This window comes from Caulobacter sp. SRI_008, assembly GCF_057586355.1.
Map to the genome: position 1 here is coordinate 96,402 of NZ_JBYCZS010000016.1, position 26,084 is coordinate 122,485.

29 protein-coding genes are annotated in these 26,084 nt (G+C 67.3%); 22 read left to right on the forward strand and 7 right to left on the reverse strand.

Annotated features, from left to right (window positions below):
* Positions 1–34 precede the first annotated feature (34 nt).
* The gene (locus AC2YHT_RS15545; protein ID WP_487290684.1) at positions 35–3,022 is read right to left on the reverse strand and encodes a TrlF family AAA-like ATPase; all 2,988 of its coding nucleotides are present in this window, start codon (positions 3,020–3,022) and stop codon (positions 35–37) included.
* A gap of 322 nt (positions 3,023–3,344) precedes the next feature.
* Between AC2YHT_RS15545 and AC2YHT_RS15550 the strand changes: the two genes are divergently transcribed.
* Entirely contained in the window at positions 3,345–4,214 is an 870-nt protein-coding gene (locus AC2YHT_RS15550; RefSeq protein WP_487290685.1) for a hypothetical protein, read from the forward strand.
* A gap of 50 nt (positions 4,215–4,264) precedes the next feature.
* Here the strand turns inward: AC2YHT_RS15550 and AC2YHT_RS15555 are convergent, their stop codons facing one another.
* From AC2YHT_RS15555 to AC2YHT_RS15565, 3 genes are all read right to left on the reverse strand, one after another.
* On the reverse strand, positions 4,265–5,443 hold the full coding sequence (locus AC2YHT_RS15555; RefSeq protein WP_487290686.1) for a PDDEXK-like family protein: 1,179 nt from the start codon (positions 5,441–5,443) through the stop codon (positions 4,265–4,267).
* Positions 5,444–5,542: 99 nt separating this feature from the next.
* Entirely contained in the window at positions 5,543–5,785 is a 243-nt protein-coding gene (locus tag AC2YHT_RS15560) for a DUF7662 domain-containing protein (RefSeq protein ID WP_487290687.1), read from the reverse strand.
* A 64-nt stretch (positions 5,786–5,849) separates the two neighbouring features.
* Positions 5,850–6,911, reverse strand: coding sequence for an exodeoxyribonuclease VII large subunit (locus tag AC2YHT_RS15565; RefSeq protein WP_487290688.1), 1,062 nt, complete (start codon positions 6,909–6,911; stop codon positions 5,850–5,852).
* A gap of 399 nt (positions 6,912–7,310) precedes the next feature.
* Here AC2YHT_RS15565 and AC2YHT_RS15570 point away from each other — a divergent pair, with 399 nt between their 5' ends.
* The 3 genes from AC2YHT_RS15570 (at position 7,311) to AC2YHT_RS15580 (ending at position 11,482) form a co-directional block, all read left to right on the forward strand.
* Complete coding sequence (locus tag AC2YHT_RS15570) at positions 7,311–9,386, forward strand: ParB/RepB/Spo0J family partition protein (RefSeq protein ID WP_487290689.1); 2,076 nt, start codon at positions 7,311–7,313, stop codon at positions 9,384–9,386.
* Positions 9,387–10,144: 758 nt separating this feature from the next.
* On the forward strand, positions 10,145–10,510 hold the full coding sequence (locus AC2YHT_RS15575; protein WP_487290690.1) for a DUF736 domain-containing protein: 366 nt from the start codon (positions 10,145–10,147) through the stop codon (positions 10,508–10,510).
* A gap of 63 nt (positions 10,511–10,573) precedes the next feature.
* Positions 10,574–11,482, forward strand: coding sequence for an ArdC family protein (locus AC2YHT_RS15580; RefSeq protein ID WP_487290691.1), 909 nt, complete (start codon positions 10,574–10,576; stop codon positions 11,480–11,482).
* A 29-nt stretch (positions 11,483–11,511) separates the two neighbouring features.
* Here AC2YHT_RS15580 and AC2YHT_RS15585 read toward each other — a convergent pair whose 3' ends face one another.
* The gene (locus AC2YHT_RS15585; protein WP_487290692.1) at positions 11,512–11,943 is read right to left on the reverse strand and encodes a helix-turn-helix domain-containing protein; all 432 of its coding nucleotides are present in this window, start codon (positions 11,941–11,943) and stop codon (positions 11,512–11,514) included.
* 423 nt (positions 11,944–12,366) lie between these two features.
* Between AC2YHT_RS15585 and AC2YHT_RS15590 the strand changes: the two genes are divergently transcribed.
* Both AC2YHT_RS15590 and AC2YHT_RS15595 read left to right on the forward strand, forming a co-directional pair.
* Positions 12,367–12,867, forward strand: a complete 501-nt coding sequence (locus tag AC2YHT_RS15590; RefSeq protein WP_487290693.1) for a hypothetical protein — start codon at positions 12,367–12,369, stop codon at positions 12,865–12,867.
* 39 nt (positions 12,868–12,906) lie between these two features.
* Positions 12,907–14,328, forward strand: a complete 1,422-nt coding sequence (locus tag AC2YHT_RS15595; RefSeq protein WP_487290694.1) for a Shedu immune nuclease family protein — start codon at positions 12,907–12,909, stop codon at positions 14,326–14,328.
* 96 nt (positions 14,329–14,424) lie between these two features.
* Here AC2YHT_RS15595 and AC2YHT_RS15600 read toward each other — a convergent pair whose 3' ends face one another.
* Positions 14,425–14,706, reverse strand: a complete 282-nt coding sequence (locus AC2YHT_RS15600; protein ID WP_487290695.1) for a hypothetical protein — start codon at positions 14,704–14,706, stop codon at positions 14,425–14,427.
* Between the two features lie 250 nt (positions 14,707–14,956).
* On the opposite strand from AC2YHT_RS15600, the gene AC2YHT_RS15605 reads away from it, so the two are divergent.
* From AC2YHT_RS15605 to AC2YHT_RS15670, 14 genes are all read left to right on the forward strand, one after another.
* Entirely contained in the window at positions 14,957–15,532 is a 576-nt protein-coding gene (locus AC2YHT_RS15605; protein ID WP_487290696.1) for a hypothetical protein, read from the forward strand.
* 203 nt (positions 15,533–15,735) lie between these two features.
* The gene (locus tag AC2YHT_RS15610; RefSeq protein WP_487290697.1) at positions 15,736–15,990 is read left to right on the forward strand and encodes a hypothetical protein; all 255 of its coding nucleotides are present in this window, start codon (positions 15,736–15,738) and stop codon (positions 15,988–15,990) included.
* Positions 15,991–16,260: 270 nt separating this feature from the next.
* A complete protein-coding gene (locus AC2YHT_RS15615; protein ID WP_487290698.1) occupies positions 16,261–16,599 on the forward strand; it encodes a DUF736 domain-containing protein in 339 nt (112 codons plus the stop codon).
* Positions 16,600–16,705: 106 nt separating this feature from the next.
* Complete coding sequence (locus AC2YHT_RS15620; protein ID WP_487290699.1) at positions 16,706–16,972, forward strand: DNA -binding domain-containing protein; 267 nt, start codon at positions 16,706–16,708, stop codon at positions 16,970–16,972.
* 107 nt (positions 16,973–17,079) lie between these two features.
* Positions 17,080–17,277 (forward strand): transcriptional regulator domain-containing protein, encoded by a 198-nt coding sequence (locus tag AC2YHT_RS15625; protein ID WP_487290700.1) that lies wholly within the window; start codon positions 17,080–17,082, stop codon positions 17,275–17,277.
* Between the two features lie 193 nt (positions 17,278–17,470).
* Entirely contained in the window at positions 17,471–17,791 is a 321-nt protein-coding gene (locus tag AC2YHT_RS15630; RefSeq protein WP_487290701.1) for a DUF2285 domain-containing protein, read from the forward strand.
* A gap of 123 nt (positions 17,792–17,914) precedes the next feature.
* A complete protein-coding gene (locus AC2YHT_RS15635; protein ID WP_487290702.1) occupies positions 17,915–18,187 on the forward strand; it encodes a helix-turn-helix transcriptional regulator in 273 nt (90 codons plus the stop codon).
* Between the two features lie 2 nt (positions 18,188–18,189).
* Positions 18,190–19,233: a replication initiator protein A gene (locus AC2YHT_RS15640; protein WP_487290703.1), complete on the forward strand. Its 1,044-nt coding sequence runs from the start codon at positions 18,190–18,192 to the stop codon at positions 19,231–19,233.
* Positions 19,230–19,868, forward strand: coding sequence for a ParA family partition ATPase (parA, locus tag AC2YHT_RS15645; protein WP_487290704.1), 639 nt, complete (start codon positions 19,230–19,232; stop codon positions 19,866–19,868). Before AC2YHT_RS15640 ends, parA begins: the two co-directional genes overlap by 4 nt.
* On the forward strand, positions 19,865–20,086 hold the full coding sequence (locus tag AC2YHT_RS15650; RefSeq protein ID WP_487290705.1) for a hypothetical protein: 222 nt from the start codon (positions 19,865–19,867) through the stop codon (positions 20,084–20,086). The genes parA and AC2YHT_RS15650 overlap by 4 nt, the downstream gene beginning before the upstream one ends.
* On the forward strand, positions 20,083–20,550 hold the full coding sequence (locus AC2YHT_RS15655) for a DUF2840 domain-containing protein (protein WP_487290706.1): 468 nt from the start codon (positions 20,083–20,085) through the stop codon (positions 20,548–20,550). The genes AC2YHT_RS15650 and AC2YHT_RS15655 overlap by 4 nt, the downstream gene beginning before the upstream one ends.
* A gap of 11 nt (positions 20,551–20,561) precedes the next feature.
* Positions 20,562–21,062, forward strand: coding sequence for a S26 family signal peptidase (locus AC2YHT_RS15660; RefSeq protein ID WP_487290707.1), 501 nt, complete (start codon positions 20,562–20,564; stop codon positions 21,060–21,062).
* Complete coding sequence (locus AC2YHT_RS15665) at positions 21,059–21,610, forward strand: lytic transglycosylase domain-containing protein (protein WP_487290708.1); 552 nt, start codon at positions 21,059–21,061, stop codon at positions 21,608–21,610. Before AC2YHT_RS15660 ends, AC2YHT_RS15665 begins: the two co-directional genes overlap by 4 nt.
* A 193-nt stretch (positions 21,611–21,803) precedes the next feature.
* Complete coding sequence (locus AC2YHT_RS15670) at positions 21,804–23,528, forward strand: relaxase/mobilization nuclease domain-containing protein (RefSeq protein WP_487290709.1); 1,725 nt, start codon at positions 21,804–21,806, stop codon at positions 23,526–23,528.
* Here the strand turns inward: AC2YHT_RS15670 and AC2YHT_RS15675 are convergent.
* On the reverse strand, positions 23,523–24,026 hold the full coding sequence (locus tag AC2YHT_RS15675; protein ID WP_487290710.1) for a hypothetical protein: 504 nt from the start codon (positions 24,024–24,026) through the stop codon (positions 23,523–23,525). The two genes, AC2YHT_RS15670 and AC2YHT_RS15675, sit on opposite strands and share 6 nt — an antisense overlap.
* A 309-nt stretch (positions 24,027–24,335) precedes the next feature.
* Between AC2YHT_RS15675 and AC2YHT_RS15680 the strand changes: the two genes are divergently transcribed.
* Positions 24,336–24,971 carry a GntR family transcriptional regulator gene (locus AC2YHT_RS15680; RefSeq protein WP_487290711.1) on the forward strand — a complete coding sequence of 212 codons (636 nt, stop codon included), beginning with the start codon at positions 24,336–24,338 and terminating at the stop codon, positions 24,969–24,971.
* A 476-nt stretch (positions 24,972–25,447) separates the two neighbouring features.
* Entirely contained in the window at positions 25,448–26,083 is a 636-nt protein-coding gene (locus AC2YHT_RS15685; protein ID WP_487290712.1) for a lasso peptide biosynthesis B2 protein, read from the forward strand.
* Position 26,084 lies beyond the last annotated feature (1 nt).

Here is a 26,084-nt window from a genome sequence, read left to right on the forward strand (position 1 = left end):
GGGCCATCTGGAAGAGCTGTAGGGACGAGTAGGTCTAAATTTCAGGCTCTTGAACCATTCGCACGCGCAAGCGCCGGGCCCGTTCCTTGAACGCCGCCTCGCCGCCTTCGAGAATCTCGCAAACCCGCTGCCTGATGTTTTGGTTCTCCAACCCGCCACACGTGTAGGTGATTTCTGGCAGCGCACCGGCGCGGTGCTGACCACAGGTGGCGACCACGACCTGGTCGGCATCCGTGTTCACGACCAAGTTGGCATTGTGCGTCACGATGACGACCTGCCGCCGAATCTTGGCGTTGCGGAACCTGGGCACGAGTTCGTCGAAAATCGACTTCGGGTCGAGGTTCTCCTCCGGCTGATCGATGATCAGCGGGCGGAGGTCTTCCCGATCGACCGCAAGGTACAGCAACAGCAGGACGATGCCGCGTGTGCCCGGCGACAATTGCTCGATGTCGACGCCGTCATACTGAACACCGTAGGACACCTCGATGTGCTCAACGCTGTAGAGCCAGCGGGTAATAGCCGCAGCCCAGCGCCGGAAGGCCGCTTTATCAGTCCGTTCGACATTGGCTTGGTCGAGGAAGTCTTGACGGTGCCTTTGAAAAAAGGCGCCCATAGCGTCGCCGGCTTCGTCGACGCTCCCCGTTTCCCAAACCGACTTCAGGGTTTCCATAGCCCGCGTCGCCAAGGTCCCTCGGCCACGGAAGGCGCCGGCCTTGCGGACATCGAGCAGCTCCTCGCCGGCGTCAGCCCAAGCCTGCACATCTGCGGTGCGCCGCACGGAAAACGACAATCTTCCGAGCGCGCCGAGTTCTTCCTCCAATCGAATTTTGAGAGGGGCGTAGAGCGCTTCCAGCTGCTGCTGTTCTTCAACCAACGCCGCGATGACGCCCTTGTAGGCCGTGATCCGATCCGCCTGCAGCTTGCTGATGCGCGCTTTGGCGCCCTCGGCAATCGCGATCTCGCGCTCCAGCTTCGCGGCCGCCGTCTCATCGGCGACAATCCGTTGCGTGAGCTGGTCATATCGCTTGGCGCGATCCCGATCGACGCCGACCAGTTGTTGAACCCTCGCCAGTTCGGCTTGAAGAACAGATAAGGATAGTTGGGACAAATCTGCGCCGTCGGCCAGCTGAGGGCCGGAGCCGACCGCGGGCGTTCCTCTCACCTGGGCGACAGCCGTCTCGACTTCAGCCAGGGCCGACTGTGTGGCGCCGTCGACGTCGCCGACATAGTTGAGCTTGAAAAAGTCCCAGGTAGCGTCTGACAGGCCCGCCTCGGCGTATTTCCCGCGCAACTGGCGCAGCTGCGCGTCCGCGGTGCTTTTTCGGAAAGCGGCGACCTCCTCAGCGAGAGCCAGAACCGCTTGTTTTCGTCGCTCAAGTCCCTCTAGCACCTGCGATTTGGATTCAACCGCGCGCGATACTGCGTCTAATGCCGCCGCCCGCGCTTCGTCTCCCTGGGGGATGAGAGCGGCGCGATCGACTTTGAGCTTCGCAGCGTTCGTCACCAGAGATTCACGCTGGAGCTGCAGGCCTTGCAGGCTAGCCTCGCGCTCCCGTTCCTGCTCGATCTCGACAGAAACGGATCCTAGCGCTTCAACTTCGCGCGCATGTGCGGCGCGGGCGCGTGACGCCTTCAGGTCCAAAAGTTCTTTGAAGTCGCTCGCGCCTAGGCGAGCGTCCTGACCATGCGCTTGGTAGATCACCCGGTGGATCTCGGACATGAGTTCGGTGGTGACCCCGTCGGAGGCGCAGAGCCGATCGACGAATTGTTGGGAGAGATACTGGACGCGGGGACGATCCAGGAAATCCTCGAGCTCTAGGGAGGTCAGGCCGTTCTCGGTCGTCTCGCCGTTGCGCCAAGTCAGCGCGACAGCCTCATTGCTCAGCGCCGGCTTTGCGCGGCTTAGGAAGGAGCGCTCATTGACCTGGGCGGAAGCGGAGAACGCGCCTGCCGCGATCAGATCAGCCAACGCCGTCTTGCCAGAGCCGCGCGCACCGATCACGCAAACCAGACCGCTGTTGAGAGGCACCCTTGGATTGGGTAGCCAGTCCGCGTCAGAGACGCTCACTTCAGCAATGACCTGGGAAGCCAAGCCTTCCTCAGGCGGAGCGGGGCCTATTGCAACGCGGACTTCAGGCTCGAGCGCCGCTTGACGCAGGCTCTCAAACACCGCGTCACCTTTGATCCAGCACCGTCGGTCGAGGTCGGGGTTTAGAACCTTCGTCAGACCGTGCGCGTCGCTTCCGTGCAGACAGGGCTTTCGGCCGTTGTATCGGGCTTCCAAGTGCTCACGCGTTACGCCGCCCTGCCCAAGCCAGAAGGCTCGCTGACTGGGTGTCGAGGCGAAAACGATGTGCGCGAAAGATTCGATCTCGGCCCGCTGAGTGTCCAGCGCCGGGTCACCGCCCAGGCCAGCCGTTCCGTCTCGGTTGCTGCCGGCGACGGCGACGAGCACGTTCTCCTGCACCCACGTGTTCTGACGCCAGGCCGTGCGCAGCTGTTTGAAGTCGACCTTGAACTGGTTCGCGCCCTCGGCAAGGAGCGCGGCCGTGTCCGTCTGTAGGGGCTTGTAGCGACTTCCAAGGCGTCGCAGGTCGTCTGGGTCACAGTGAAAGGTTGTCTCGAACGCCTCGAAAGTCAGCCCCTTGAGGAACTGATTGATTTTAGCGACATGGGCAGGGTCCTCGGGCGACACCAGCAGGTGGAGATTTATCGCGGGTCCCTTCTGCGTGCTGATGTTCAGCCGCAGTTCGATGTTCGGGAAGACCAGCGCCACACTCGGCAGCCGGCCTGCCGCGCGGTTGAGAAACTCTTCGTATGTCCAGGCGCCGAAATAGTCGGTCACGCCGAGCGCCTGCACAGGTGGATCGGCGGTCTCTATGAGAGTGAGATAGGCCTCCCAGCCGGTATCCCCAGCGGGATATTGATCGTTGAACAGCGTGCCAGGAGGATGGATGTGCGGCTCCCACCGCCGCCATACCGATCCGCGCGGATCCGCCGTCCCTGCTCGATAGCTAACCACGGCCGCCCCGCCCGCGCTTACAACCAAGCCTAGATTAGGCCAATGATCTCGCGCCTATTGCAAGGTGGGAGGGCCGCCCCCTAGCGGGAACCAAGGTGGCTGTAGAGGTTCGCTTAGCGCCGGAGGACGACTGTGACGTCGCCTTTCTTGTGCGCTTGGAACGCACAGGTTATCGTCTTGGCAGGCTCTCGGTAGGAGCCCGCCGCCCGTCAGCGCGAAGCCTCACCTGGCACTACTCAGACTAATTCCTGACCCTGATCGTTTTGTTCAGGCTCTCGGGCGGTGGACGGGCGACGCTTCGGCACGGGCCAGGAGCACAACGATGACCGGTCTTCAGACCTCCACGTCCACCCCCACCACCCTCGACGGCATCAAGCGGCTGGCCAAGCGCATCCGCGCTCAGCAGGGCCTGCAGCACGCTCGCGCCCTCGACCAGGCCGCCGTCCAGTCCGGTTTCAACAACTGGATCGACGCCACGCGCCGCCTCCCGGTCCGTCCGCCGTCGGCGGGTCCGCGCAAGCCGAATGTCCGGCCCGGCTACGCGGTGCGGATCACGATCGGCTGGCGCGACCGTGAAGCGCGACAGGCGGGCGTTGAGTCCCTCAGCGTGCGCCTGAGCCGCCCGCTGCTGGAGGTCGTCAGTCCGGCCCAGATGCGCATCGCCGACCGGCTGGGCCACCTGCGCGTCATCGGCGACAATCACCTGGCCGCCCGCGATCTGGACCACTCGCAACAGTCCGCGCGCTGGGCCATCTGCCAGGCGCTGCGCACCTTGCAGTTCATCGACGTCACGGGCCTGCGCCCCTCCACCAGCCGCTATCGCGCTTATCCCAACGGCGCCTATCGCGCCGAGGCGCCGGGCGTGGATCACCCGACCACCTGGTACGATCCGAAGGCCAAGGCCTATCTGATCGCCGACGAGCCCTACCCGATGTCGGACAGCAGGCTGCAGGAGCGGGCGGCGTGGGCCGACGAGCACGGTTTCATCATCGCCAAGGCTGATCGGTGGGGGATGTACCGGCCGGACGGCGGTGTCGAGTTCTACCTGATCACCGACGGGCGCAAGGGTTACGACCCGTCGCCGCTGATCGCCGCGGTTAACGCCCTGGGCGCGCCGATCAGCGAGGCGCCGTGGTCTGGTACGTCCACGGCCTTCGACGCCGCCCGGCTTCAGCCGCAACGCAGCGCCTAATTTACCCCTCCCGCCAAGCGGCGAGGTTTCCGGATGGCGCCGTCGCCGGCCTAGCCTACGGCGGCGTCTTCTTGGGCGGCGGCGGTGACGATCGTCTCCACCGACTTGATCAGGGCCAGTAGTTCCTCGCCCTGGAATTCCGACCAGGCCAGGGAAACCGCCAGACTCTGTTGCTCGAAGTCCAGGGTCTGCGCGACCGCCGGGGTCAGGAGTTCGCGGCTATAGAGGGTCGAGTGCTGCTGGCCCATGGGCCTGACCAGCCCCTTGAAGGTCTCCGGGTGATCGGCGGCGGCCTGATAGATCCGCCGACGCAAATCCGCCTCCAGCGGACCCAGCACCAGGGTGACATGCACCCGGCCGGTGGTCGGGTTGACCTTGATCTCGAACATCAGGCCCCGTCCAGTACGCGTCCAGAGCGACCGGCTGCATTGCGCCCCGGGAAGGTCGCTATCCCATCGGGCCGGCAGGAAGCGGAAGATGGTCATAGATGAGCGATCTTCGACCAGGCCCTCGACGCCTAGAACGCGTGATTTCAGGACGTCGAGCAGACCTTGCGGCGCGGGGCGGACCTCGAAAACGAAGTCGAAGGCCTCGCGATGGCGCTCGTAGAGTTTGAGCGCGAGGGACTTGAGTTCTTCGTCGGGCACGACGTGTCTCCGCAGCATTTCGACGTAGTGGGACAGGATCATCCGAGGCTCGACAGCGACGCTGTCGTGGCGCGAAAGATCGTCCAGGATCTCGGCCAGCCTCCGATAGCTGAAGGGCACGTAGCCCTCGCAATCAGGCTCGACGCCATCAGGGGTCAAGAAGATCAAGAGGTGCTTTCGGGTTGGAAAGCGGCGCTGGAGGGCCTCCTTGTAGCGCTGCAGCTGCCCCTCGCCGGCGCCTGCGCCGACTTTGTTCTCGATCAGCACCATCAGGTTCAGCGAGCCGATCTCGATCAACAGGTCGATGTTCTCGCGCTCGCGATGAACGACCGCATCGTCGAGATCGGCAAGCGCCAGTTCCAAGGGGCGGATCGGCCGCAGCGCGGGCGGCGTCGCCTCCAGGATCGCGCGAAGCGTCTTTTCAAGCGCTAGAGGGCCAAGGCCATGAGCCCTCGCCGGCGTGAACAGGTAGCCGAGGAAGTTGGAGTGGCGCAGTTCGGCGCGAACGCCGCCCATGGCCTCGAAGAGATTGAACCGCCCGAGCAGGGCGTCGAGGCGATGAAACCCATCATCGTCGACCAACTGGTTGAGGGCGTTTTCGATTCCGTGGAGATCAGGATCAGGCAGGGCGCGTCTCCCAAGCTTGGCCAGGCAGAGCTTAGCGGCTGCGCGGTTGCGGCTCTAGCCGCGGTCGAACCGCACCTTCTCCTCACCGGTTAATGAGGCCACGAAGCCCGCCGAGCGCCAAGCCGCCGTCTGCACGCCGGGCGCGGCGTGCGCGTCTGCGGTCGACCACCACTGCGGGCGCTGGGCGCGCTTGGGAAGCATGGCCCCGATCAGCCGCTCAATCTCGGTAAAGGTCAGCTCGACATGGCTCGTCTTCTGGCGGGCGAGGTAACGTCTGAGCGGTTCGTACTTGGCCATCGGCGCACCTTGCGCACCGAGACCCCGTCCGCAAGGCCGATCGGCCCGCGGCGTCAGGCCAGTTTTAGGTCACGAGGATGAAGGCCAGGGCGATCAGGAAGGCCATCGCGCCGGCGAGGCTCAGGGCCACGGGCCAAGAGAGGCTTACCCCGAACCGGTCGGCGTGGATCCGACGGTTGCGCGCGGCCTCGGCGGAGGCGAGCTGGTCGCTCGTCGACCGGACCGTCGTGGCGCTTTGGTCGAGCCTGGCTTGCAGGTCCTCGGCGCGCTGGCGGGCCTGGTTGAGGGTCTCGCGATCCTGGCGTCGGCTGTTGGCGCGGACGACGCCGCGCGCGATCGCAAGGCCCAGGACAGACGGCGTGGCGAAGCAGTCATCGGCATGCTTATCGATCAGGAACACGTCGTCGCCATGTCCTTGGGCGCTGTAGAAGGGTCGACCAAGACCGATCAGCGCTTCGGTAAGACGCGGGGAATTTGCGGTCAGCTCCAATCCCGCGCCGCCGCCGCGCGCCAGGGCCACGGCCTCGGCGCCGTCGGCCACGGCTTGCCGCGCGGCTTCGACCATCGCGGCCTCATCATCGAACCGGGCCCGCACGATCCTGGGGCGCTGAACCAGGCCCGCTTCGGTAAAGGCCTGCTGGATGTCGGCTTCAGCCTTGCCCGACACCAGGATCGTCAGGCGATCAGGCAGATAGGTGTCCAGGAAGTCTTCCAGCGGCAGCCGATCGGCCCGTGCGGTCAACTGGACCACCTGACGGTCCGCGCCGCCGGGCGACCAGGTTCCGGCCTTTTCGCCGATCAAGGTGACCTCGAAGGCGCCGTTCCACCGATCCCGTCCAGCCGCCTTGGGCGGCTTGATCTCCAGGCAGGCCGACAGGATTACCGCTTCGCCCTCCTGGGGCGCGTTCAGGGGATCGGCTTTGAAGCGGATCGAGGCCGCCCCCAACTGCAGGGTTCCATAGACGTGGCGTGGCGCGCCGGTCGCTGGCCAAGCGCGGACGTCACGCGCGAACCCCTTGATCAGGAAGACGCCGGCCTGACCCACGACCTGCACCGTGGCCGAGAGGATCTCGGGGGTGAGAACGGCCTGGGTCGCCGTCGGGAACTGGTTGGTCATCTCGTTCATGGACGCGCACTCCGCCACAGCACTCTACCTTAGCGATGACTACGCTTGGATGCGCGGGCGTAACCGAAGCGTGTTCGGACTTGGTTGGAATGGCGTTCACCTCGCCATGTCGTCCTTCCTGACGCGCCAGGCCATCGAAATCCCTGGGCCGAGAAACTCCCTTTTTTGCAGGGCGGCCGCTTGCCGCGGCCGCGGGCTTGGGGGCGCTGCCCCCTGGCGCACTTCGCATCGGTTTCCGCCCAGCTTCGCGGGCGCGAGGGCGGCGAAAGGCGCGAGGACGGCGACGGCTGCAGCCGGGTCCCCGCGAAACCGCCGCTCCGTTTGCACCCCCCGGTCTCGCCGACGGGCAGGGGTCAGGCGCAACCCGCGCCTGACCCCACCCTCAACGGGAGACCTGTCATGTCCGTGTCCAGTCAAACCGCCCAAGACGCCGCCGACGGCGTGATCGCCGCCAAGTACTTCGTGCTCACCGACACCGGCGCCGTCCGCTCCGGCGAAGAGCGCGTCTATCCGCTCAACAAGCTCAAGGCCTCGCCCGACAACGTCCGCAAAGGCGGCCATCGCCCCGAGGTCGTCGAGGCGCGGGCCGCTTCGATCCTGGCCAAGGGGATCATCCAGCCGCCCGTCGTCAAACCCGAGCGCCGCGCCGACGGCTCCGAGACGGGCTACGCCCTGGTCACGGCCGGGGAAGGTCGGCGTCTGGCGCTGCGCCTGCTGGCCAAGCGCAAGCTGATCCCGCGCGGCGCGCTCGTGCGCTGTCTGGTGGACGAGGCCAATGACGCGGTGGAGGTCAGCCTCGACGAAAATATTTCCCGCGAGCCGCTGCCGCCCGCCGACGAGTTCGAGGCGTTCCGCGATCTGGCCGAGCGCAAGGGCTGGGGCGCCGAGGCCATCGCCGCGCGCTATGGCGTCACCGCCGCCGTCGTGCGCCAGCGCCTGCGACTGGCGGCGGTGGACCCCTCGCTGATCGCGCGTCACCGTGAGGGCGAGCTGACCCTCGACCAGCTGATGGCCTTCGCCGTCTCCGAGGACCACGCGCGCCAGCTCCAGGTCTTCGAGACCTACGCCCAAGCCCACCCGTCCGCCATTCGCCGGGCCATGACAGAGAAGACGGTGCAGGCCGACGACCGCCGCGTGCGCTTCATCGGCGTCGAGGCCTATGTCGCGGCGGGCGGGGCCGTCATCCGTGACCTCTTCACCGAGGATCGCGGCGGCTACCTGTCGGACGTGGCTCTGATCGACGAACTGGTCGCCGCCAAGCTTTCGGACATCGCCCAGGACGTCCAGACGGCCGAGGGCTGGAAATGGGCGCAATGGCGACTGGACTATCCGCACGGGCACGGGCTGCGCCGGGTGTGGCCCAAGCCCGTGCCGGTCAGCCAGGAGGAGCAGGCCCAGCGCGACGCCTACAACGCCCTCTGCGAGGAATGGGGCGGCGTCGAGGACCTCCCGCCGGAGATCGAGGCCCGTCTGTCGGCGCTGGAGGCTCAGCTGGAAGAGCCCGCCGAGGCCTTCGCCGCGCAAGACCTCGCCCGAGCCGGTGTCTGGGTGATCCTCGGCTATGACGGCGAGCCGCGTATCGAGCGTGGCCTCGTCCTGCCCGAGGACGAGGTTGTCGCCACCGCGCCGGACGAGGAGGACGATGAAGCGGACGGCGAGGCGCAAGGCGATGACGCCGACGACGAGCCCGCACCGGCGAGCGAGGAGCCCGAGGGCGATGCGCGCGCGCCCCTGTCGGCCAAGCTCATCGCCGACCTGACCGCCCACCGTTCCGCCGGGCTGCGGCTTGCGCTGGCCAATGATCCGGACTTGGCGCTCCTCGCCCTGACCCACGTCCTGGCGCTCTGCACGTTCCAGGGCGTGGGCCGCGCTTCATGCCTGACGATCCAGGCGACCTCCACCTTCCTGCCCGAGCATGGCGAGGGGGTGAAGACCAGCCCCGCCCATGAGGCCCTGGAAACGCGGTTTGGCCAATGGGCGCGCCAAGTCCCGGAGGACCCGGCTGCGATGTGGGACTTCATCGTCGGCCTCGACGCCGACAGTCGCGCCAGCCTGCTGGCCTTCTGCGTGGGGCGCACGGTCGATGCGGTCAAGGCTTTCGGCGGGCGCGGCGCGGCCCTGGCCCATGCCGAAGTCCTGGCCACGGCGGCGAGCCTCGACATGACAGCCTTCTGGCAGCCGACCGCCGAGCGCTACCTGTCTCGGGTCACCAAGGCCCATGTGCTGGCGGCGACGAGCGAGGCGGTCTCGCCCGACACCGCCCAGCGTCTGTCGGGCCTGAAGAAGGTCGATCTGGTGGCGGCGGCCGAGCCCGATCTGGTCAAGGCCCGCTGGCTTCCGACGTTGCTGCGGACCAGGGCCGCACCGGAGCCTCAGCAAGCCGACGAGGCGGTCGCGGCGCAGGCCGGGGATCAGGGCCAGCCTGAGGTCTCGCCCGAGGCGTCGGAAGCCCCTGATCTCGTGGCGGCCGAATAGGCAGGTCCGGCGGGTCGCTCTTCGGGCGGCCCGCCTTAGCTTGGCGCGGCGGCCTTCTGGCGTCTTGCGAGAAGGGCCATCCCGCCGGGTGGCGAGCATCGCTAGGAGGGGGCGGGCCTGCGGCGCGTCATCCGCCTGAAGTTCGACCTCGGGGCCGGCCTCGGCGCGACGACGCTTGGTCGGACGGGTCCAGACCAGATCAAAGCCGTGGTCGACCGGGAGACGCCGAGCCTTCGCCAGCACCAGGAGGCCGGTGTCGTCGAGGCTGACCGACAGGAAGTCGACGCCCTTGCCGGACGTGTACTTCCAGGCCGAGCCGATGGCGTCGCCTTGACCCTGACCCACTAGGCGGGCTGCGACTTGGCCGGATCGCCGCCGATAATCCCGAACACGGCGTTGCGCACGGTGATCGGCAAGGGCGTGGCGAAGACCGGTTGGAGTGTCGGCCGGGCCCTGCCTTCCCGATGCGCGCCCTGGAGCGCCTTTGCTGGAGCGCGCCGCGTCCCTTGCGGCCTCTCCTGGCTGCAAACGGACCGGGGCGGTGGCCGCCGTCAACCTTGGGCTCGGGTTTCTTCCCCGACGCTTGGGCCTTCGGCCGCGCGCGCCTTCCTCGCGAGGCAACAAACCCGCTCCCGGCGGTCCTGCGCTGGGCTTCGGGCTCGCTGACGCGACCTGCCGTCCTCCCCCGTCCCCGGTCTTCGCAAGCGCCATCGAGGCCGCGATAGGCGCGGCCCGAAACCAGCGAAAGGCAAGCTCCAATGGCTCGCATCGGTAAGTTCAAGGCCACGGCCGACGGTTTCACCGGCTCCATCCACACCCTGCAAATCCGCGTGTCGAACGTGGTGTTCAAGGCCATCGACGGCGATCCGGCCAAGTCGCAGCCCGTCTACCGGGTCTATGCCGAGGGCGCCGAGATCGGCTCGGCCTGGAAGTACACGTCCGGCAAGGGCGTCGACTTCCTGTCGGTCAGCCTCGACGACATCAGCTTCCCGGCGGCGGTGAACGCCCGCCTGTTCGCGGCCGAGGACGGCTTCGATCTGGTCTGGACCCGTCCGACCAAGCGTCGCGGCGCCGACTCCGGCCCCGAGCTCGAGCCCGAGGCGGACGACGCGCCGCAGGCCTGACCCGCCAATCGCTCCCCGCCGCCCGGCGGGGAGCCCCTTCTCTCAAGACGCAAGGAGGCCGCCATGTCGCGCGCCGACAAGACCTCGCGCCCGAACGGCGCGACCCGCCAAGATCCCTATTCGTCCATCACCGATCAGATCCTCGCCGACCTTTCCCAGGGCGTGACCCCCTGGACGAAACCCTGGACCGCCGGTCATGCCGCCGGACCCGTCTCCCGGCCGCTGCGCCACAGCTTGGAGCCCTATTCCGGCATCAACACCTTGGTGCTCTGGGGCGCGGCCCTCGAACGGGGCTACGGCGCGCCGATCTGGATGACCTTCAAGCAAGCCCTCGAACTGGGAGGCGCGGTGCGCAAGGGCGAGACCGGAACCACCGTCGTCTACGCTAACCGCATCACCCGCCAGGAGACCAACGAGCAGGGCGAAGACGTCGAGCGCTCGATCCCCTTCCTGAAGGCCTACAGGGTCTTCAATGTCGAGCAGATCGACGGACTGCCCGAACGCTTTCAGGCCGCGCCGCCGACCCTGCCGGAAAGCGAACGCATCGCCCGCGCCGACGCCTTTCTGGCCGCCACGCAGGCGCAGGTCACGCATGGCGGCGATCAGGCCTGCTACGACCTCATCGCCGACCGTATCCGCATCCCGGTGTTTGGCGCCTTCGCCACCCCGCACGACTACTACGCCACCCGGGCTCACGAGACGGTCCATTGGACCCGTCACCCCTCTCGGCTCGACCGTGATCTTGGCCGCAAGACCTTCGGCGACGAGGGCTATGCGCGCGAGGAACTGGTGGCCGAGCTGGGCGCTGCGTTCCTCTGCGCCGAACTGGGCGTGGACCTTAGGCCACGCGCCGACCACGCGGCCTATATCGGTTCCTGGCTGAAGGTCCTGGAGGGCGACAAGCGGGCGATCTTCGGCGCCGCCGCGCACGCCCAGAAGGCGGTCGACTACCTCAAGGCCTTGGTCGGCTGACCGCAGGGCCGGCGGCCCGCGCCGCCGGCCTATTCGGCCGCGTCCAGATGTTCGGTGTCGGCGAAGGCGCGGATCAGGGAGAGGACCTGAAAACGCTGGCGAACGGGTAGCCCCGCCACCAGGAGCGCCAACTCGGGTCCTTCGCGTGTCGCCAGGAAGCGCCGCAGGGCTTGGCCGCGCTGGACCAAGACGGCCTCTTGGGCCGCATCGTGTGGCGCCTCGCCGGTCGGCGCTAGGCCCTCGAAGAACCAGGCGATCTCCAGCTTCAGGAGCCGCGACAGGGCCAGGAGCACGGATGCTGAAATCCGGTTTGTCCCTCTTTCGTATTTCTGGACCTGCTGAAAGCTGATCCCCAAGGCGTCGGCGAGCACGCGCTGGGGCACGCCGCGCATCTTGCGGCCAAGCCGCAAGCGGGCGCCGACATGCAGATCGATCGGGTGGGGCGTGGTGTCGGGCGTCAAGGAAGGCTCTCCGCGATCGCGAGGCGAATGGCTCGCGGGCGTCTGACGCACCAGCGTCGCTCTCCCCCTGGCGAAGCTTGCATGAGAATGGACGGTCGACCGGCGGCGCCGTCAAGCGATCCTGTCGCTTGGATGGGCGCGGCATGATCAGGCAAGCGGCGCCGGTCGCCGCTGATTTGGATATTCCGGCGGCATTGGGATCAGCATGCGGTGTTGGTGGCGAGCGGCCTTGTGAACTGGCGAGCCGACGCCTAGCTCTGGACCCGTGAGGCGATCTCGCCTCTGCCCTTCCTGGGCGTTTCCTCCCTAATGAACTGGCCCGGCGGCGACGCCGGGCCTTCTTTTTTGCCCGCCGACGCGAGGTAGAACGAGAACGACGTTTTGTCGTATTGAGATTACGACAAAACGTCGTAATATTTGTCCATGAACGACCAGCCGCCAGACAGTCCCGAAGCGCGCGAAGCCGCAAAGCTGCGGCAAGCGATCAACGATCTCAATCTCAACCAGAGCAGCTTTTCGATGCTGATGTCGGCGTTGGGAGACAAGCGCGAGATGAAAACCATCTTGCGCAGCATCCAGCGCATGGCGGGCGAGGACGCGCGCCTGTCGGGCGAAATGCACGTGATCCTGACCTTGCTCGAACGCGAGCAGATGCGCGCCAAGCGGCTTGTCGCGGCCACGCAGTGGCGCGAGCGCGACGGCGGCGGTCTTACGGCCGAGGTTCAGAACGTGCGGCTGACGATCACGCCGCAGTCCAAGGGGCGATGGCAGGTGCATGCACGCTACATCGGTGACGGACCAAATGGATATGATCCGGCGATCCCTCACTGGCGAAGCAGCCTGGAAGAGGCCAAGCTTCGTGCGGTTCTCGCCGTGGACGAGACGCTCGATCATGTCGAGAAGCTGAAGGCTGGCGTCTTCTAGCTGGGCCTGCGGGCCTGATCCCTTCGGAGCCTTGATCCCGTGCCAAGCCGGTTTGCAGACGCTCAAGCGCCGAAAGGCGAGTTCCTGGCCTTCACCGACAACGAAGGCGATCACTCGGTCACCTATCGGCTTTCCGACGCGCGGGTCGCCGAGGCGCAGGACTACGGCCTGGCCGTCACGCGGGACAACGCGCTGATCAGTCTGATCGACGTCGCGGTCGCGAGCGACCGGTTCACGGTCCGGCCGCACGGCACGCTTCCGGGACGCCCCAACTTTCTGGGGCCCAAGTACAACAGGATCCGCGCCATCACCCTGGAGGGGTTCGGCTTGGCCGGGGTCTTTGAGGAAGACGGGCCCGAACCGGCGCTGGCTGGATTGCCGGCGGGGTTCATTCGCGATCCCGAATATGGCCTGGGGCTGCTCAAGGACATTCGCTACATCATCGCCGCGATCGAGAAGATCGCCGAGGTCGACACGCTCGTGGTCAGCCGCACCCGCGCCTCGGGACTTTCGGGCGGGACCTACGTCCTGACCTTCGGTGATTTCGAGGCTGTACGTCTGGGCCTGGGGCGGATTCACAGCCAGGCCTTGACCTCCGCGAGCGGCGACAAGGTGGTCCTGGCGCACAACAGCCTGCTGACCGCCATCCTGCCGCAACGGTTTCCACAAGCCCAGCGACCCTACAAACCCGACACTATCTTCAAGACGGTTGGGGCGTCCGTCGCTGTCGACCGCCTGTCGTCGGCGGACAAGGCGGCCGCGATCAAGGTGGTCTCGGCCGCCAAACAGGATCTCGCGCTGAACGAGCCAGCTGCGCTGATGGAGCTGCAGCGTGAGCTAGAGGTGGTCACGCTGGAGACGCTGATCGCGCGCATGACGACGATGATCGCCAGGTCGCTCAGCGAGGCCGATTGGCAGGCCTTTTTCCTTGAGCACCCCTTCGTGCTGAACTTGGCGTTCAGCCTGCCAATCGCGGTGATCGGCGAGCGGGTTTCCGTGGGCGGGCGAACCTTTTCCGGCGGCGGCGAGAAGATCGCCGACTTCATGGCGCGCAACGGACTGACCGAAAACATCGCCCTGGTCGAGATCAAGAAGCCCGCGACCCGTCTTCTCGGCGCCGAGTACCGCGGCGGGGTGTACCCGCCGTCGCCGGAGCTGGCAGGCGCGGTCACACAGGTTCTCGATCAGCGTTACCAGCTAGCGCTGAGCTTGCCGCTTTTGCAGTTCGCCTCTCGGCAAGCCGACCGGCAGGTCTATGCCGTCAAGTGCCTGGTCATCGCCGGGGCCCTTCCGAAGGATCCGGCACAGCTGAAATCGTTGGAGCTGTTCCGCAACGGGCTCAACGACGTGATCATCGTCACCTACGAGGAACTCCTGGCCAAGTTGCGCGGCTTGCTTGAGTTCCTGTCGCCGCCAGCAGAGTCCGACGACCACGGTGAGGATGACCTTCCCGTTGTTTGAGGCGGCCGCCGCGCCGACCGACGCGTCAAAGCGCGCCCTGGCGGGAAACGCACAGGGGGGACGCTCGGCGCATCGGTCGTGAACGGCCTGCGGGCCTTAGATCGCGGGAGGGGGAGAGGTCGGCGACGGCAGCGATGCCTGGGGCGGCGCTGGCGCGGTGATCGCCGGCGGCGAACTCTGCGGTGTCATGGTCGCGTTGGGCGCGTCGACCGTGATGCTGAAGGCCGATCCGCCGGACAAGGTCATCGACAAGGCCAGCTTCTGGGCGATGCTGAGCGGCTTGGCGATGGCGGGGAGCACGTAGAACACGACGCCGAGAACGAAGGCCAAGAAGGCGATGGCGTTGATGACGTCAGGCAGGTTGGTAGGGAGGGTCATAGGTGTAGAGGTCCTTATACATAGGGGATTTCTCCTCGGTGACGCGTCGGGGTTCGACGCCGAGAGATAGGTTTTCGGGGATCAAGTCGGGCGAGTCCAACTTGAAATGGCACTCTACACACTTTTACTTCGTGTGTCAAGAAGTGCGTAGTAAAGATAAGTGATGTTGACAACTTCGACGTCTATTGGGGTCTGGATTATCTGTCTAGACAGGTGTAGGTCGCCAGGCGTCCGTGGCGAGGGGGAGGCTATGAGCCGGTCGATCACCATCAAGGCTGGACGGGTTGAAGAGGCCCTCGCGGGACTGGAGGCATCCGAAACCTTCGAGGACGCCGAGCGCCACTGGAGCGATTTCCTGGTCTACTGGTACCAGGCGCTGGAGCTCTGCGACGCGGCGGGCGGGCGCCAGGCGCGCGGCCTCTATCAATCCTGGAAATCGCGGGTGCAACGCGACCCGGCGCTCAACTATCTGCACATGGCCCGCAACGCCGACAGCCATACCTTGCTTGAGGTGGTCGCGAAGTCCGAGGCCGCGATCGCTCTGGGCGCCCTGGGCGGCTACGAGATCGAAATTCGCGGCACGCGCCCGGGCGCGCTTCTGCCGGATTTTGCCTTGATCCCCACGACCGACGATCCACCGCCGGTCCTGGCCTTCTTCCCCGAGTCTATCCGTCTGCGGCCGATCGAGGGGCGAAAGCCGCTGCCGGTGCCCGAAGCCTTCGCCTACGACATTGGCGACCCTCCCGCGCCGATCGCACTGGCTCGCCTAGGCGCGAGGTTCATGAAGGCGCTGATCGATGAAGTCTTCGGCGCCAAAGCGCCTTGAGGGGCAAGCTGACGCGGCGGTCGGGACAGGGCGTCATGGGGCGGCCCTGACCTCGCCGCCTCGATCCGGGGAGGAGCGCCTGTTGACTCCGTCACGGGATGACGTGAGAACATTTCGGGAACAAGGAGATCGCCATGCCGCCCCCACGCCTTCGTAGGCGCGCGACGACGCACGCCCCTTTGCCGGAGCGGGTCATCCATAAGATGGTCGTCAAGCTGGTGCGCGTGCGCCAGTTTGGCGGCGAGGGTCACGGCAAGACCTTGATGTTCACCTTCGAGGGCGGGACCCGCCGGGCCCAGCGCAGCCGCAACAGCTTCATCGATCGGGAACGAGTTCCGGACTTCGAGGGCGAAGAGGCCTGGTTCGAGGTCGAGGAGGTCAGTGGTCGCCCCTGGCCCCACTGGCGCGCAGTTCGGCGCGTGGAGCTCCCGGCGAAGCTTGAGCTGGGCGGTCGATAGCGGCGCAAGATCGTCGAACTGGAAAGCTAGTTCGTGTCGGCGCGCCTCAGCCGCCTACGCCAATCCACGCCAGCGCCTGTCTTTGCCCGATCGGCGTGTGAGGCGCCTTGCGAGGGGCAGAGCATGCCGGTCATCGTCCTGACGCGAGCCGGTCCGCCGACTTGGTCGAGCGCCTCGCGATCGCCCCGATGGGCGAGCGGCGACGTGATCTGGCGGTCCCCCACCCTAGGCTGGATCCGTCGCCGCGACCTCCTCAGAAAAGGATCCGCCATGACCACGATCGGCTACTTCCGGCGCGACGGCGAAGGTTTCGTCGGCCGGCTCAGCACCCTGCAACTGGACGCCACCGTGCGCCTGACGCCGGTGGAGAAGATTTCGGCGCGCGCGCCGGAGTTTCGCGCCTATGTCGGCGATGTCGAATGCGGCGCGGCCTGGCGGCCAAGCGACGCGGCCAGCGGCGCCATCCTCAATCTCAAGCTCGACGATCCGACCTGGGCCGAGCCGCTGGACGCTCGGCTGATGGCCGGTGAGGAGCCCTTCGCGCTCAGCTGGATCCGCAAGTCCGATGACAAGGCGCGCGAGGAGCCCCGCCCCCGCGCACTAGGCTGACCTCCAAGGGCGATGCCGCAGACGCATCGCCCGATGCCGTGCAGGAGCCATCCCTTCCCTGGTGTTTTCCACTAGGGTGACATCCCGGCCGGGAGTGGGAGGCCCGATGGACCACGGTGATCTTCGAGATGCGCCGATCTGCGAGCCGCAGGTCACCGACTACGATCGCGTCCACCTGCTGGCCTATCTGCGCCTGTTGGACGCCGCCGCCGCCCATGCTGATTGGCGTGAGGCGGCGGCCGTGATCTTGGATCTCGACGTCGAGGCCGATCCCGACCGCGCCCACCGGATCCATGACGCGCATCTGCAGCGCGCGCGCTGGATGGCGCAAACCGGCTATCGCGATCTGTTGGCCAGCGCCGGCCGTAAGTGATGCCGGCGTGGCATCACCTGTCCCCACGGCCGGGTCTACCCGCGTGCTCCGACCACGGAAGACCCTCACGAGGCTCAATCTCTGAGTGAGCCTTGCCGGAGTTGCTCATGTCGCCAGACGCGTCTCGGTGGCGATCCGCTGAAGCCTACGACTATCTGGACGATCTTTCAGCCGCCGATCTGGCCTGGGAATATCTTCGCCGGAACCCAGACTATCAGAAGGATTTCCAGACCGCGCCCGCCATCGGGGCGGCCGACTGGACGACGCGCTGGGGGTTGCGATTTCCCCGTCGATCCTTCGCTTGACGCTCATCATGCGCAGGTCCGCTGGCGCGCCGAAGACGACGCCGGCCTCATCCTGCTAGCCTCGTCGCCGACGGCCTCGGGCATGGTCCTGCCTCCACCCGATGGAGTTCCGAGCGAGGCCGGGTGGTCGCTTGGGTCAGGTCCGGGTCTTAGTCGTCTGCTGCTGTTGGCAGCCGACGCCGCCGCAACGCCGATGGCCGCGGTCCTGCCTCTGGACGCCAGCCTGCCCAATCGCCTGGAAGCCTTGGCGGGGCTTTGGCGACAGCTGCAGGGCGGTATGCCACGACCCGATCCGCTCACCCGCCAGCGGCGCCTGCGGCTCAAGGCGATGCTTCGCACGCTGGACGGCCGACGCGGCGGGGCCGCCTACCGAGACATCGCCATCGCGCTCTATGGCCATGCCCGTGTCTCGGCCGCCCCCTGGAAGTCCTCGTCCCTGCGCGACGCCACCATGCGCCTGGCCCGCGACGGGGCGGCCCTGGTCGAAGGCGGTTATCGCGACCTGCTGATCTGACCCAGGGGGTGCGAAAATCGCACCGCCGTCTTCGCACTCCCCCGGCGCTGTCCGACCTCGCCAGCTTGCCCCAGTCCGCGCGGGGTCATCCCGGCCATCGCCACGAGACCAGGGAGTTCGACCATGTCCGCCACGCCCGCCAGCGGCGCGCCGCGTTTTGTTCGCACCCAGCAGGCGGCCGCCTATCTTGGCCTCTCGCACCGCACGCTCGAAAAGCATCGCACCTTCGGCACTGGCCCGGCCTACCGCAAACTGGGCGGGCGCGTGGTCTACGCCATCGAGGACCTCCAGGCCTGGGCCGATCGCGGCGCCAAGACCTCCACCACCGATCCGGGCGTCGGCGACGTTTTGCCGGCCAAGCGCCACGCGGCGGTGTCGAATACGGGCCTGGTCTGAGCATGGGACGTCCGCCGAACTTCCCGATCCGCCCTCGCGAGCGCCTGGATCCCTTCATCGTCGTCAACGGCGACGCCACGCCCCGCGATCAACGCGACCTGATGGAGCGTCCGTTCTTCTCGCTGTCGAAGTCGCGCCGGACGCGTCCGATCCTCTACCGCGCCGGCGCGATCGAGGTTCAGGTCCATGGCCTGCCCGAGCATGGCATGGCCACGATCTGGGACGCCGACGTGCTGATCTGGGCGGCCTCCCAGATCGTCGATGCGGAGAACCACGGCCTGCGCACGTCGCGTCGGCTGCAGTTCACCCCCTATCAGCTGCTGACGGGCGTGGGTCGGGCGACCGGCGCCACCGAGTATCGTCTGTTCAAGGCCGCCTTGCGCCGCCTGCAGTCCACGGTCGTGGCCACCACCATTCGTCAGGGCGAGCATTGGCGGCGTCAGCAATTTTCCTGGATCAACGAATGGGAAGAGCGCGCGACGCGCGACGGGCGCATCGAAGGCGTGGAGATCGTGCTCCCGGACTGGTTCTATCGCGGCGTCGTCGATCGCTCCTTGGTCCTGACCATCGATCCGGCCTATTTCCGTCTGACGGGCGGCATTGAGCGCTGGCTCTATCGGGTGGCGCGCAAGCACGCCGGTCGCCAGGTTCAGGGCTGGGTCTTCGAGCTGTCCCACCTGCACCTCAAGTCCGGCAGCCTCGCAAGGCCGTCTGACTTCGCCCTCGATATCCGCCGGATCGTCGCCCGCCAGCCCTTGCCGGGCTACCAGCTCTTTCTGGACCGCGCGCACGGCCCCGAGCGCCTGCGCATCGTTCCGGCCGTGGTGGAAATCGCCCTGGGCGAGCCTGTGGACAGGGTCGTGAGATCAGGCGCGGCAAGGCACGTGACATCAGGCGCAGGCGGCTCGGGAGATCAGGCGCACGCCAAGCCTAACGAGCCTTTCCAGGCAAGGGTTTGCGCAACCCGTAACTTGGACTCTAACCCAGAGTCTAACTCTTACCCGGCCCGGGCCGCGCCGCGCGCCCAGAAGGGTGGTCGGCCATGATCGTCGCGCTTCTCAATCAGAAGGGCGGGGTGGGCAAGACCACGCTGGCGATCAATCTCGCCGGCTTCTGGGCGAGCCAGGGGCGCGGCGTGACCCTGCTCGACGCCGACCCGCAAGGCTCCGCCCTCGACTGGGCCCAGGCGCGGCAACAGGCCGGCCTGCCGCGCGCCTTCGGTGTCATCGGCCTACCCCGTGAGACCCTGCACCAGGAGGTTCCAGGCCTGGCCCGTCATGCGGATCACCTGATCATCGATGGTCCGCCCCGCGTGGCCCCCCTGATGCGCTCGGCGCTGCTGGCGGCCGATCTTGTCCTCGTGCCCGTCCAGCCCTCGCCGCTGGACGGCTGGGCGTCGGCCGAGATGCTGCGGCTCATCACCGAGGCCCGGCTCTATCGGCCGCAGCTGAAGGCCCGCTTCCTGGTCAATCGTCGCCTGGCGCGAACTGTGATCGCGCGCGAGACGACGGCGGCTCTGGCGCGCGAGGAGCCCTTCGCCCTGGAGAAGGCCGTCGGCCAGCGGGTCGCTTTCGCTGAGGCCATGCAGAGCGGCCAGGTCGTCGGCGAACTGGATCCCGACGGCTTGGCCGCCCGCGACATCCGGGCCCTCGCCGCCGAGATCGAAGGGCTCGCGCCATGAGCGACAGATCCTTCGCCGCGCGACCCGCCGCCGCCGAAGCCTGGGTCAAGGCCGCCGACGCGCCAGAGCGCCCCTCCGCCTACAGCGCTCGCCTGACGATCGATGTCACGCCCGCCTGCCGCGCGCGGATCAAGATCGCCGCCTTCGGTCGGGGCCAGACGGTCGCCGAAATGGTCCGCGAACTCTTCGACCGCGAATTTCCGGACGCCGCGCCATGACCGCGCTGGCGATGACCGAGGTCGAGCTGATCTGGCGGCCGGCGCAAATCGAGCATTGGCTCAGGTTCGGCGCGGTCTGCGACGAGGTGCGTCATGACCGTCGCCGGCGCACGGTTCGACTTGCGGCCGGGGCGGTGTTCGCCGTCGTGCGCTGGTCGGGGGGCGACTACGGCACGACCAGCTCGGACCTCGATATCCTGCGGGCCGTCGCGCCGGGCCAGGCCTTCACCACCCGCCCGGGTGTTCGTCCCGGCGCGGAGGTCCTGGCCGCGTTCAGCGGCTGGACACGGGTGCAGCGAGGGCTCGCGGCGATCGATGCGGTCGAGGCTGCGGGGTTCGCGCCCGAACGCATCGCGCCAGCCTACTGGGGTCATGTTCAGAACCGGCTGCAATCTGGCCAGGCGCCCAGGGCCTATGATCGGGCGCGCCATCGCGCCTGGTTGCTGCGACTGCAGGCCTCGTGATGAGGCGGTGGGTGCTTGCCCTAGGTGGCGGGGCCTGTCTGCTTCTGGCATGGCGTCCGCTCCCGCCGGGCCTCTTCTGGAACGCCACCGCCAGCGTGCCGGTCGGCCTTTATCGCCTCACCCAGGCCGCGCCGAAGGTCGGCGACCTCGTCGTCTTTGACCCGCCGTCGCTGACCGCAGCGTGGCTGGCGGAGGCGGGATGGCTTCCCCGGGGCGTGCCCCTGATCAAGCCTGTCGCCGCCCTGCCTGGCGCGAGCGTCTGCCGGATCGGCGACCGGCTGGTGGTCGACGGGACGGCGTTGGTGCGCGTCCGTGACCACGACGGCGCTGGCCGGTTGCTTCCGCAATGGCGCGGTTGCCGCAAGCTCGCCGCCGATGAGATCTTCGTCGTCTCCACCGTCGAAGGCAGCTTCGACGGCCGCTACCTGGGACCCACCCCGCTGGCGTCTGTGCGCGGCGTGGCCCGTCCCGTCTGGACCTGGCCATCGAGCGCTCAGGTTGGCGCGCCATGAAGGGACGGATCGCTCCGCTCTTGCTCGCTGGACTGCTGGCTGTTTGGCCAGGCCTGGCCATGGCCCACCAGGCAGCGGTCCTGCGCGCCGCCGAGCGCTTTGATCTGGAGCCCAGACTGATCGAAGCGGTGATCCAGGTCGAGAGCGGCGGCGACCGGCGCGCCGTCTCGCCGGCCGGCGCCATGGGCCTGATGCAGCTGATGCCGGGCACCTGGTCGGACCTGCGATCGCAACTGGGCCTGGGCGATGATCCGTTCGACCCGGAAGACAACGTGTTGGCTGGGACGGCGTACCTGCGCTGGTTGCTCGACCGCTATGGGCGCGAGGGCTTTCTGTCGGCCTACAACGCAGGGCCGGGTCGCTATGAGCAGAGCTTGAGCGGCCGGCCTCTGCCGCCTGAGACCGTGGCCTATGTCGCCAAGCTGCGCGATCGGATCGCCGGCGCGCCGGGGTCTGCGGATTGGCGCGCGGCGGGCCTGTTTCCACCCGCCTGGTCGGCGCGCTGGCGCTCGCCGCCCCAGGCGCTCTTCGTTGAGAGCAGCCGATGAACCTCATGATCCGATCGGGCCTTGGCGCGTCCTGGAGAAGGCAAAGGCGATGGCCAGATAAAAGCACCGCCGTCGGTGTGCGCGCGAGGCGTTGTGGGGCGCGGGGTCGCAGCGCCGTCGGCGCTCGGAGCCGGCTGGCGCACGGCGAGATTTGCTCAAGGATTTCAGATGGCCCCGCGCCATCGGTGGCCTCATGAGTGAGTTCGACGACGATTTTCTGGTGCGACCGGGACGCAGCCGGGCCGAACGGGGCGGGCTCTCGACCGGCTCCTTCCTCGGTCAGGTCAAGCGCGCGGCGGCCCTAGCCAACGATCCGGGCGCGGGCGCGCGACGGGGCCGAGCCGTCGCGCGCGGCGGACTGGCGCGGGGCGCGGGGCGCAGCGCCAACCTGACGGCCAGTCGCCGTCGCGTGGTCGTCAAGACCCGAGTGGTGCGCCATCGGGGAAGCCGCTTTCGGGCCGCGCCCTTGGCCAGGCATATCGCCTATCTCGAGCGTGAAGGCGTCACGCGCGACGGCGAGAAGGCCGCCATGTTCGACGCGACCGGTGAGCGCGCCGATGTCGCCGCTTTCGCCGCGCGCTGCCAGGACGATCGCCACCATTTCCGCTTCATCATCTCGCCGGAGGATGCGCCGGCGATGTCGGATCTTCGCGGCTTTGCCCGTGACCTCATGGCGCGCGCCGAGCAGGACCTCGGCGCGCGGTTGGACTGGGTGGCTGTCGATCATTGGAACACCGACAATCCCCACCTTCATGTTCTGGTTCGCGGGCGGGCGCAGGGGCGCGACCTGGTGATCGCCGGCGACTACCTCGCTCAGGGCTTGCGCGGCCGGGCTCAGGATCTCGTCACCTTGGAGCTTGGTCCGCGCACGGCGCGTGAGATCGCCAAAGGCCTGGACGCAGAGATCGCCGCAGACCGCTGGACCGGTCTGGACCGCGGTCTCGTCCGCAAGGCCGACGACGATGGACGGCTGGACCTGCGTCGCCAGGCGGGCGATCCAGATGACGGCCGGCGCGCCTTGGGGCGTGCGTCGCACCTGCAGAAGCTGGGCCTGGCCGAACCGCTCGGGCCCGCCCGTTGGCGACTGGCGCCCGATCTCGAAGCGCGACTACGCGACCTCTCCATCCGGGGCGACATCATCAAGACCCTCCATCGGGCCATGGCGGGCGAGGGACGAGCGGTGGAGCCCGGACGCTTCGTGATCCACGACGACCAGGCCGCCCAGCCGGTCGTCGGCCGACTGGTCGAGCGCGGTCTGCGCGACGAGCTGACGGGATCGGCCTATGCGATCATTGATGGTCTGGACGGTCGCCAGCATCATCTGGGTTTCGCCGACCTGGAAGACACGGGCGACGCCCGCCCGGGGGCGATCGTGGAATTGCGCGCGCCTCCAAGCGCGCGCACCCGGTTCCTGGCGACCCGCAGTGACTTGTCGCTCGACGGCCAGATCCACGCCGAGGGGGCGACCTGGCTGGACCGGCGGATCCTGCGGCAGGCGCAGGGCGGAGGCGAAGCTGGCTTCGGCGCCGAAGCGACCGCCGCCGCGGAAAGCCGGATCGAGGTCCTGCTCGCGCGGGGGCTGGCTGAGCGGCGCGACGGGCGGGTGACATTCGCCCCCCGCCTTCTGGCGACGCTTCAGACCCGAGAGCTAGAGGCGGTCCGTGCGCGGATCGCCGGCGAGACCGGCTTGTCCCCGCTTGCCGAGGCTCAGGCGGGCGAGACCTTCGCCGGGGTCTATCGCCGGCGCCTCGACCTGGCGTCCGGGCGCTTTGCCATGATCGAGGACGGATTGGGCTTTCGCCTCGCGCCCTGGCGTCCGGGCCTTGAGTCTCATCTGGGCCGCACCATTATGGGGCGTGTCGCGATTGGGGGCGAGGTGACATTCGAGCCGGGGCGCGCCCGTGGTCTTGGTCTATGATCCGTCCTCATCCTCGTCAGGGGCGACGGGCAGTCCCACCCGTCCGGCGTTCTTGGCGACCCAAGCGTCATTCTGCTCCCGCGCGGCCTTGGCCTGGCGAGACAGATCTTGGAACATCGCCCGGTAGGCCGAGACGAAGGTCGTGGTCTCAAGCCGCGCGATATCCTCGCCGGCGTCCTCGACGAACTCCTGCAGCGTGATCATCAAGGCCACCATCGCCTTGTTCTGAGCGACATAGGCGGCGAACTCCGGTCGGCCGATCTGCACCGCTGCCAGGACGCCGATGGGGTCGCAATCGAGGGCGGCGCCGAACCTGAGGACATGGTCGACATTGAGCTGGCCGCCGCCGGCCTCGAAATGCTGGTAGCCCCGCAAGGACAAGCCCAAGGCGGCCGCCAGATCGCGTGACTTGGCGCCGCTGCGAACGCCGCGAACCGCCTTCAGGGCGCGAGACAGAAGATGAGCGCGCTTTTTGCTGTCGGGGTCCTTATCCGTCATTCAGCCCACGCATACGCAATCTACCTGAAGGTGTAGCAAGGCTTTGGTGATCGGCGATAGCCACAACCCGCCCGGAAGCCCAAGGGAATGGCTCGCGCCGCCGTAGGATCTCGCCGGTCGCTGCACTATCAAGTAAATCGCAAATCGTGGTGCGCAAATATATTGCGTATTGGCGCAAATATCTTGCGCATAGGTATAATATACCGACCATATCTTGCGGTTGAACGATGAAGGTTGTGCGACTATTTGTGTAATGGTGGCGTAGCGAAGCGATGAACTGGCGTGCGCTTTCGTTGTCTGGAGACACGCGTGAGAATTTCGTCGCCCGGTAAAGCCAGGGACCCCTTCACAGCCGCCCTCGGCGCTCTACGCCACCGTATCCGCGCGGGCGACCTGGTGCTGGGCGAGCCATTGACCATCACCGAGCTGGCCGATGATCTGGGTCTGAGCGCGACACCGGTGCGCGAGGCCCTTTCCAGGTTGGCGGGAGAGGGGCTGATCGAGGACCAGAGAGGCCGAGGCTACTTCGCCCGTCGCCTCGACGTCGCCGATCTGGTCGAGCTCTACAGCATGCGGCGTCTCTACCTCGTCGACGCCCTTTCGGCCGCGCCGAGGTCAGAACTTCATGACACCGTCCCAGCGGCCGAGGATCCGATCGGCCAGGGAGAACAGCTTGGTTTGCACTTTGATCGGATCATCGCTCAGGCGGGCAATCGCGCCCTCCAGGAAGCCTACCGACAGACCGCCGATCGCTTGGCCCCCGCCATCGTCGTGGAAGCGCAGATCTTTCCCGTCCGAGAGGAGCTTCTGGGCCTTCTCGCCGCGGGGCGCGGCGGCGGCGGCGCGGTTCAGGGGGCGATCGACGCCCTGCATGAGGTCCGTCGGCAGCGCGCTGGCGATGTCGTCCGCGCCCTGCGGGCTCGTGCGAATATATCCCGGTTATAGGCCCAATATACTATCAATGCAGGGTGGTGGATGCGCCTGATGTGTTGTCGCGATTGTGCGATCAACACTGATATGGAGCGTGTCATGACCAAGACCCGTAAGTTCCGCCTCGTCCGCGTCGGCGACGCCAAGCGCCTGACCAAGGGCGACGGCACCGTCAGCCTCGAGATCAACCTGGAGCCCAAGCAGGTCGCCGGCTGATCACCCCGGGCGCTGGCCGCCCCGGTCAGCGACCGTTCCTGACATCAACGCGCGTCCGTTCCGGGCGCCTCGCTGAGGAGCGCATCATGCGATCCAAGGACAAGACCACCACCATCGTTCGCCTGGGTTCGGCCAAGCGCCTGACCCGCGGGGGCTTCAACTTCAGCATCGAGCTGAACATGCAGCCGCGCGAGTTCGCCGGCTGATCTATCGCGGCGGCGCGCCCGCGGGCCGCCGCCGCGCTTTGCCGTAAACCCGCACTGCCGGAAAGACACATGCATTTGGCTGGCTGGGTCCATGGCGCGCGCCTGGGCCAGGACATCGTGTTGCTCGATACCCGCAAGGGCGAATACTTCTGCCTGCCCAACGGCGCGGACGCTTTCAGCCCGTCCGGGTCGGATCTGGAGATCCTCGACGCCGATCTCGCGGCGGATCTTTCGGACCTCGCACTGCTTGGAGAGCCTGACCCTCTTCGTCGCGCACCGCCTCCGCGGGCGAGCCTCGATCTTGGATCGCCGCCGTCGCCCAGGCTGGCGACGCGGGAGCTTCTGGACGCCGTGGTCGCCTATGGCGTGATGCTGCGACGTTACTACCGACGACCTTTCGCCGAACTGATCACATATGCCGCCAAGCATCGTCCGACGGCGCCGCCTCGAGAGATCAGCGCGGATCTTGTGCGGCGTGTCGCGCTCTTTCGCAGGCTTCTGCCCCTGGCGCCGTTTCCCGGGGTCTGCCTCTATCGCGCCTTCCTGTTGCTGATCTTCCTGCGACAGGCCGGTTTCGACGCGGACTGGGTGTTCGGCGTCAAGACCTGGTCTTTCGAGGCTCATTGCTGGCTGCAGATCGGTGACACTGTGCTCGATGACCGGGCCGAGCGCTTGGTCGCCTACACGCCGATCCTGGTCGTCTGAC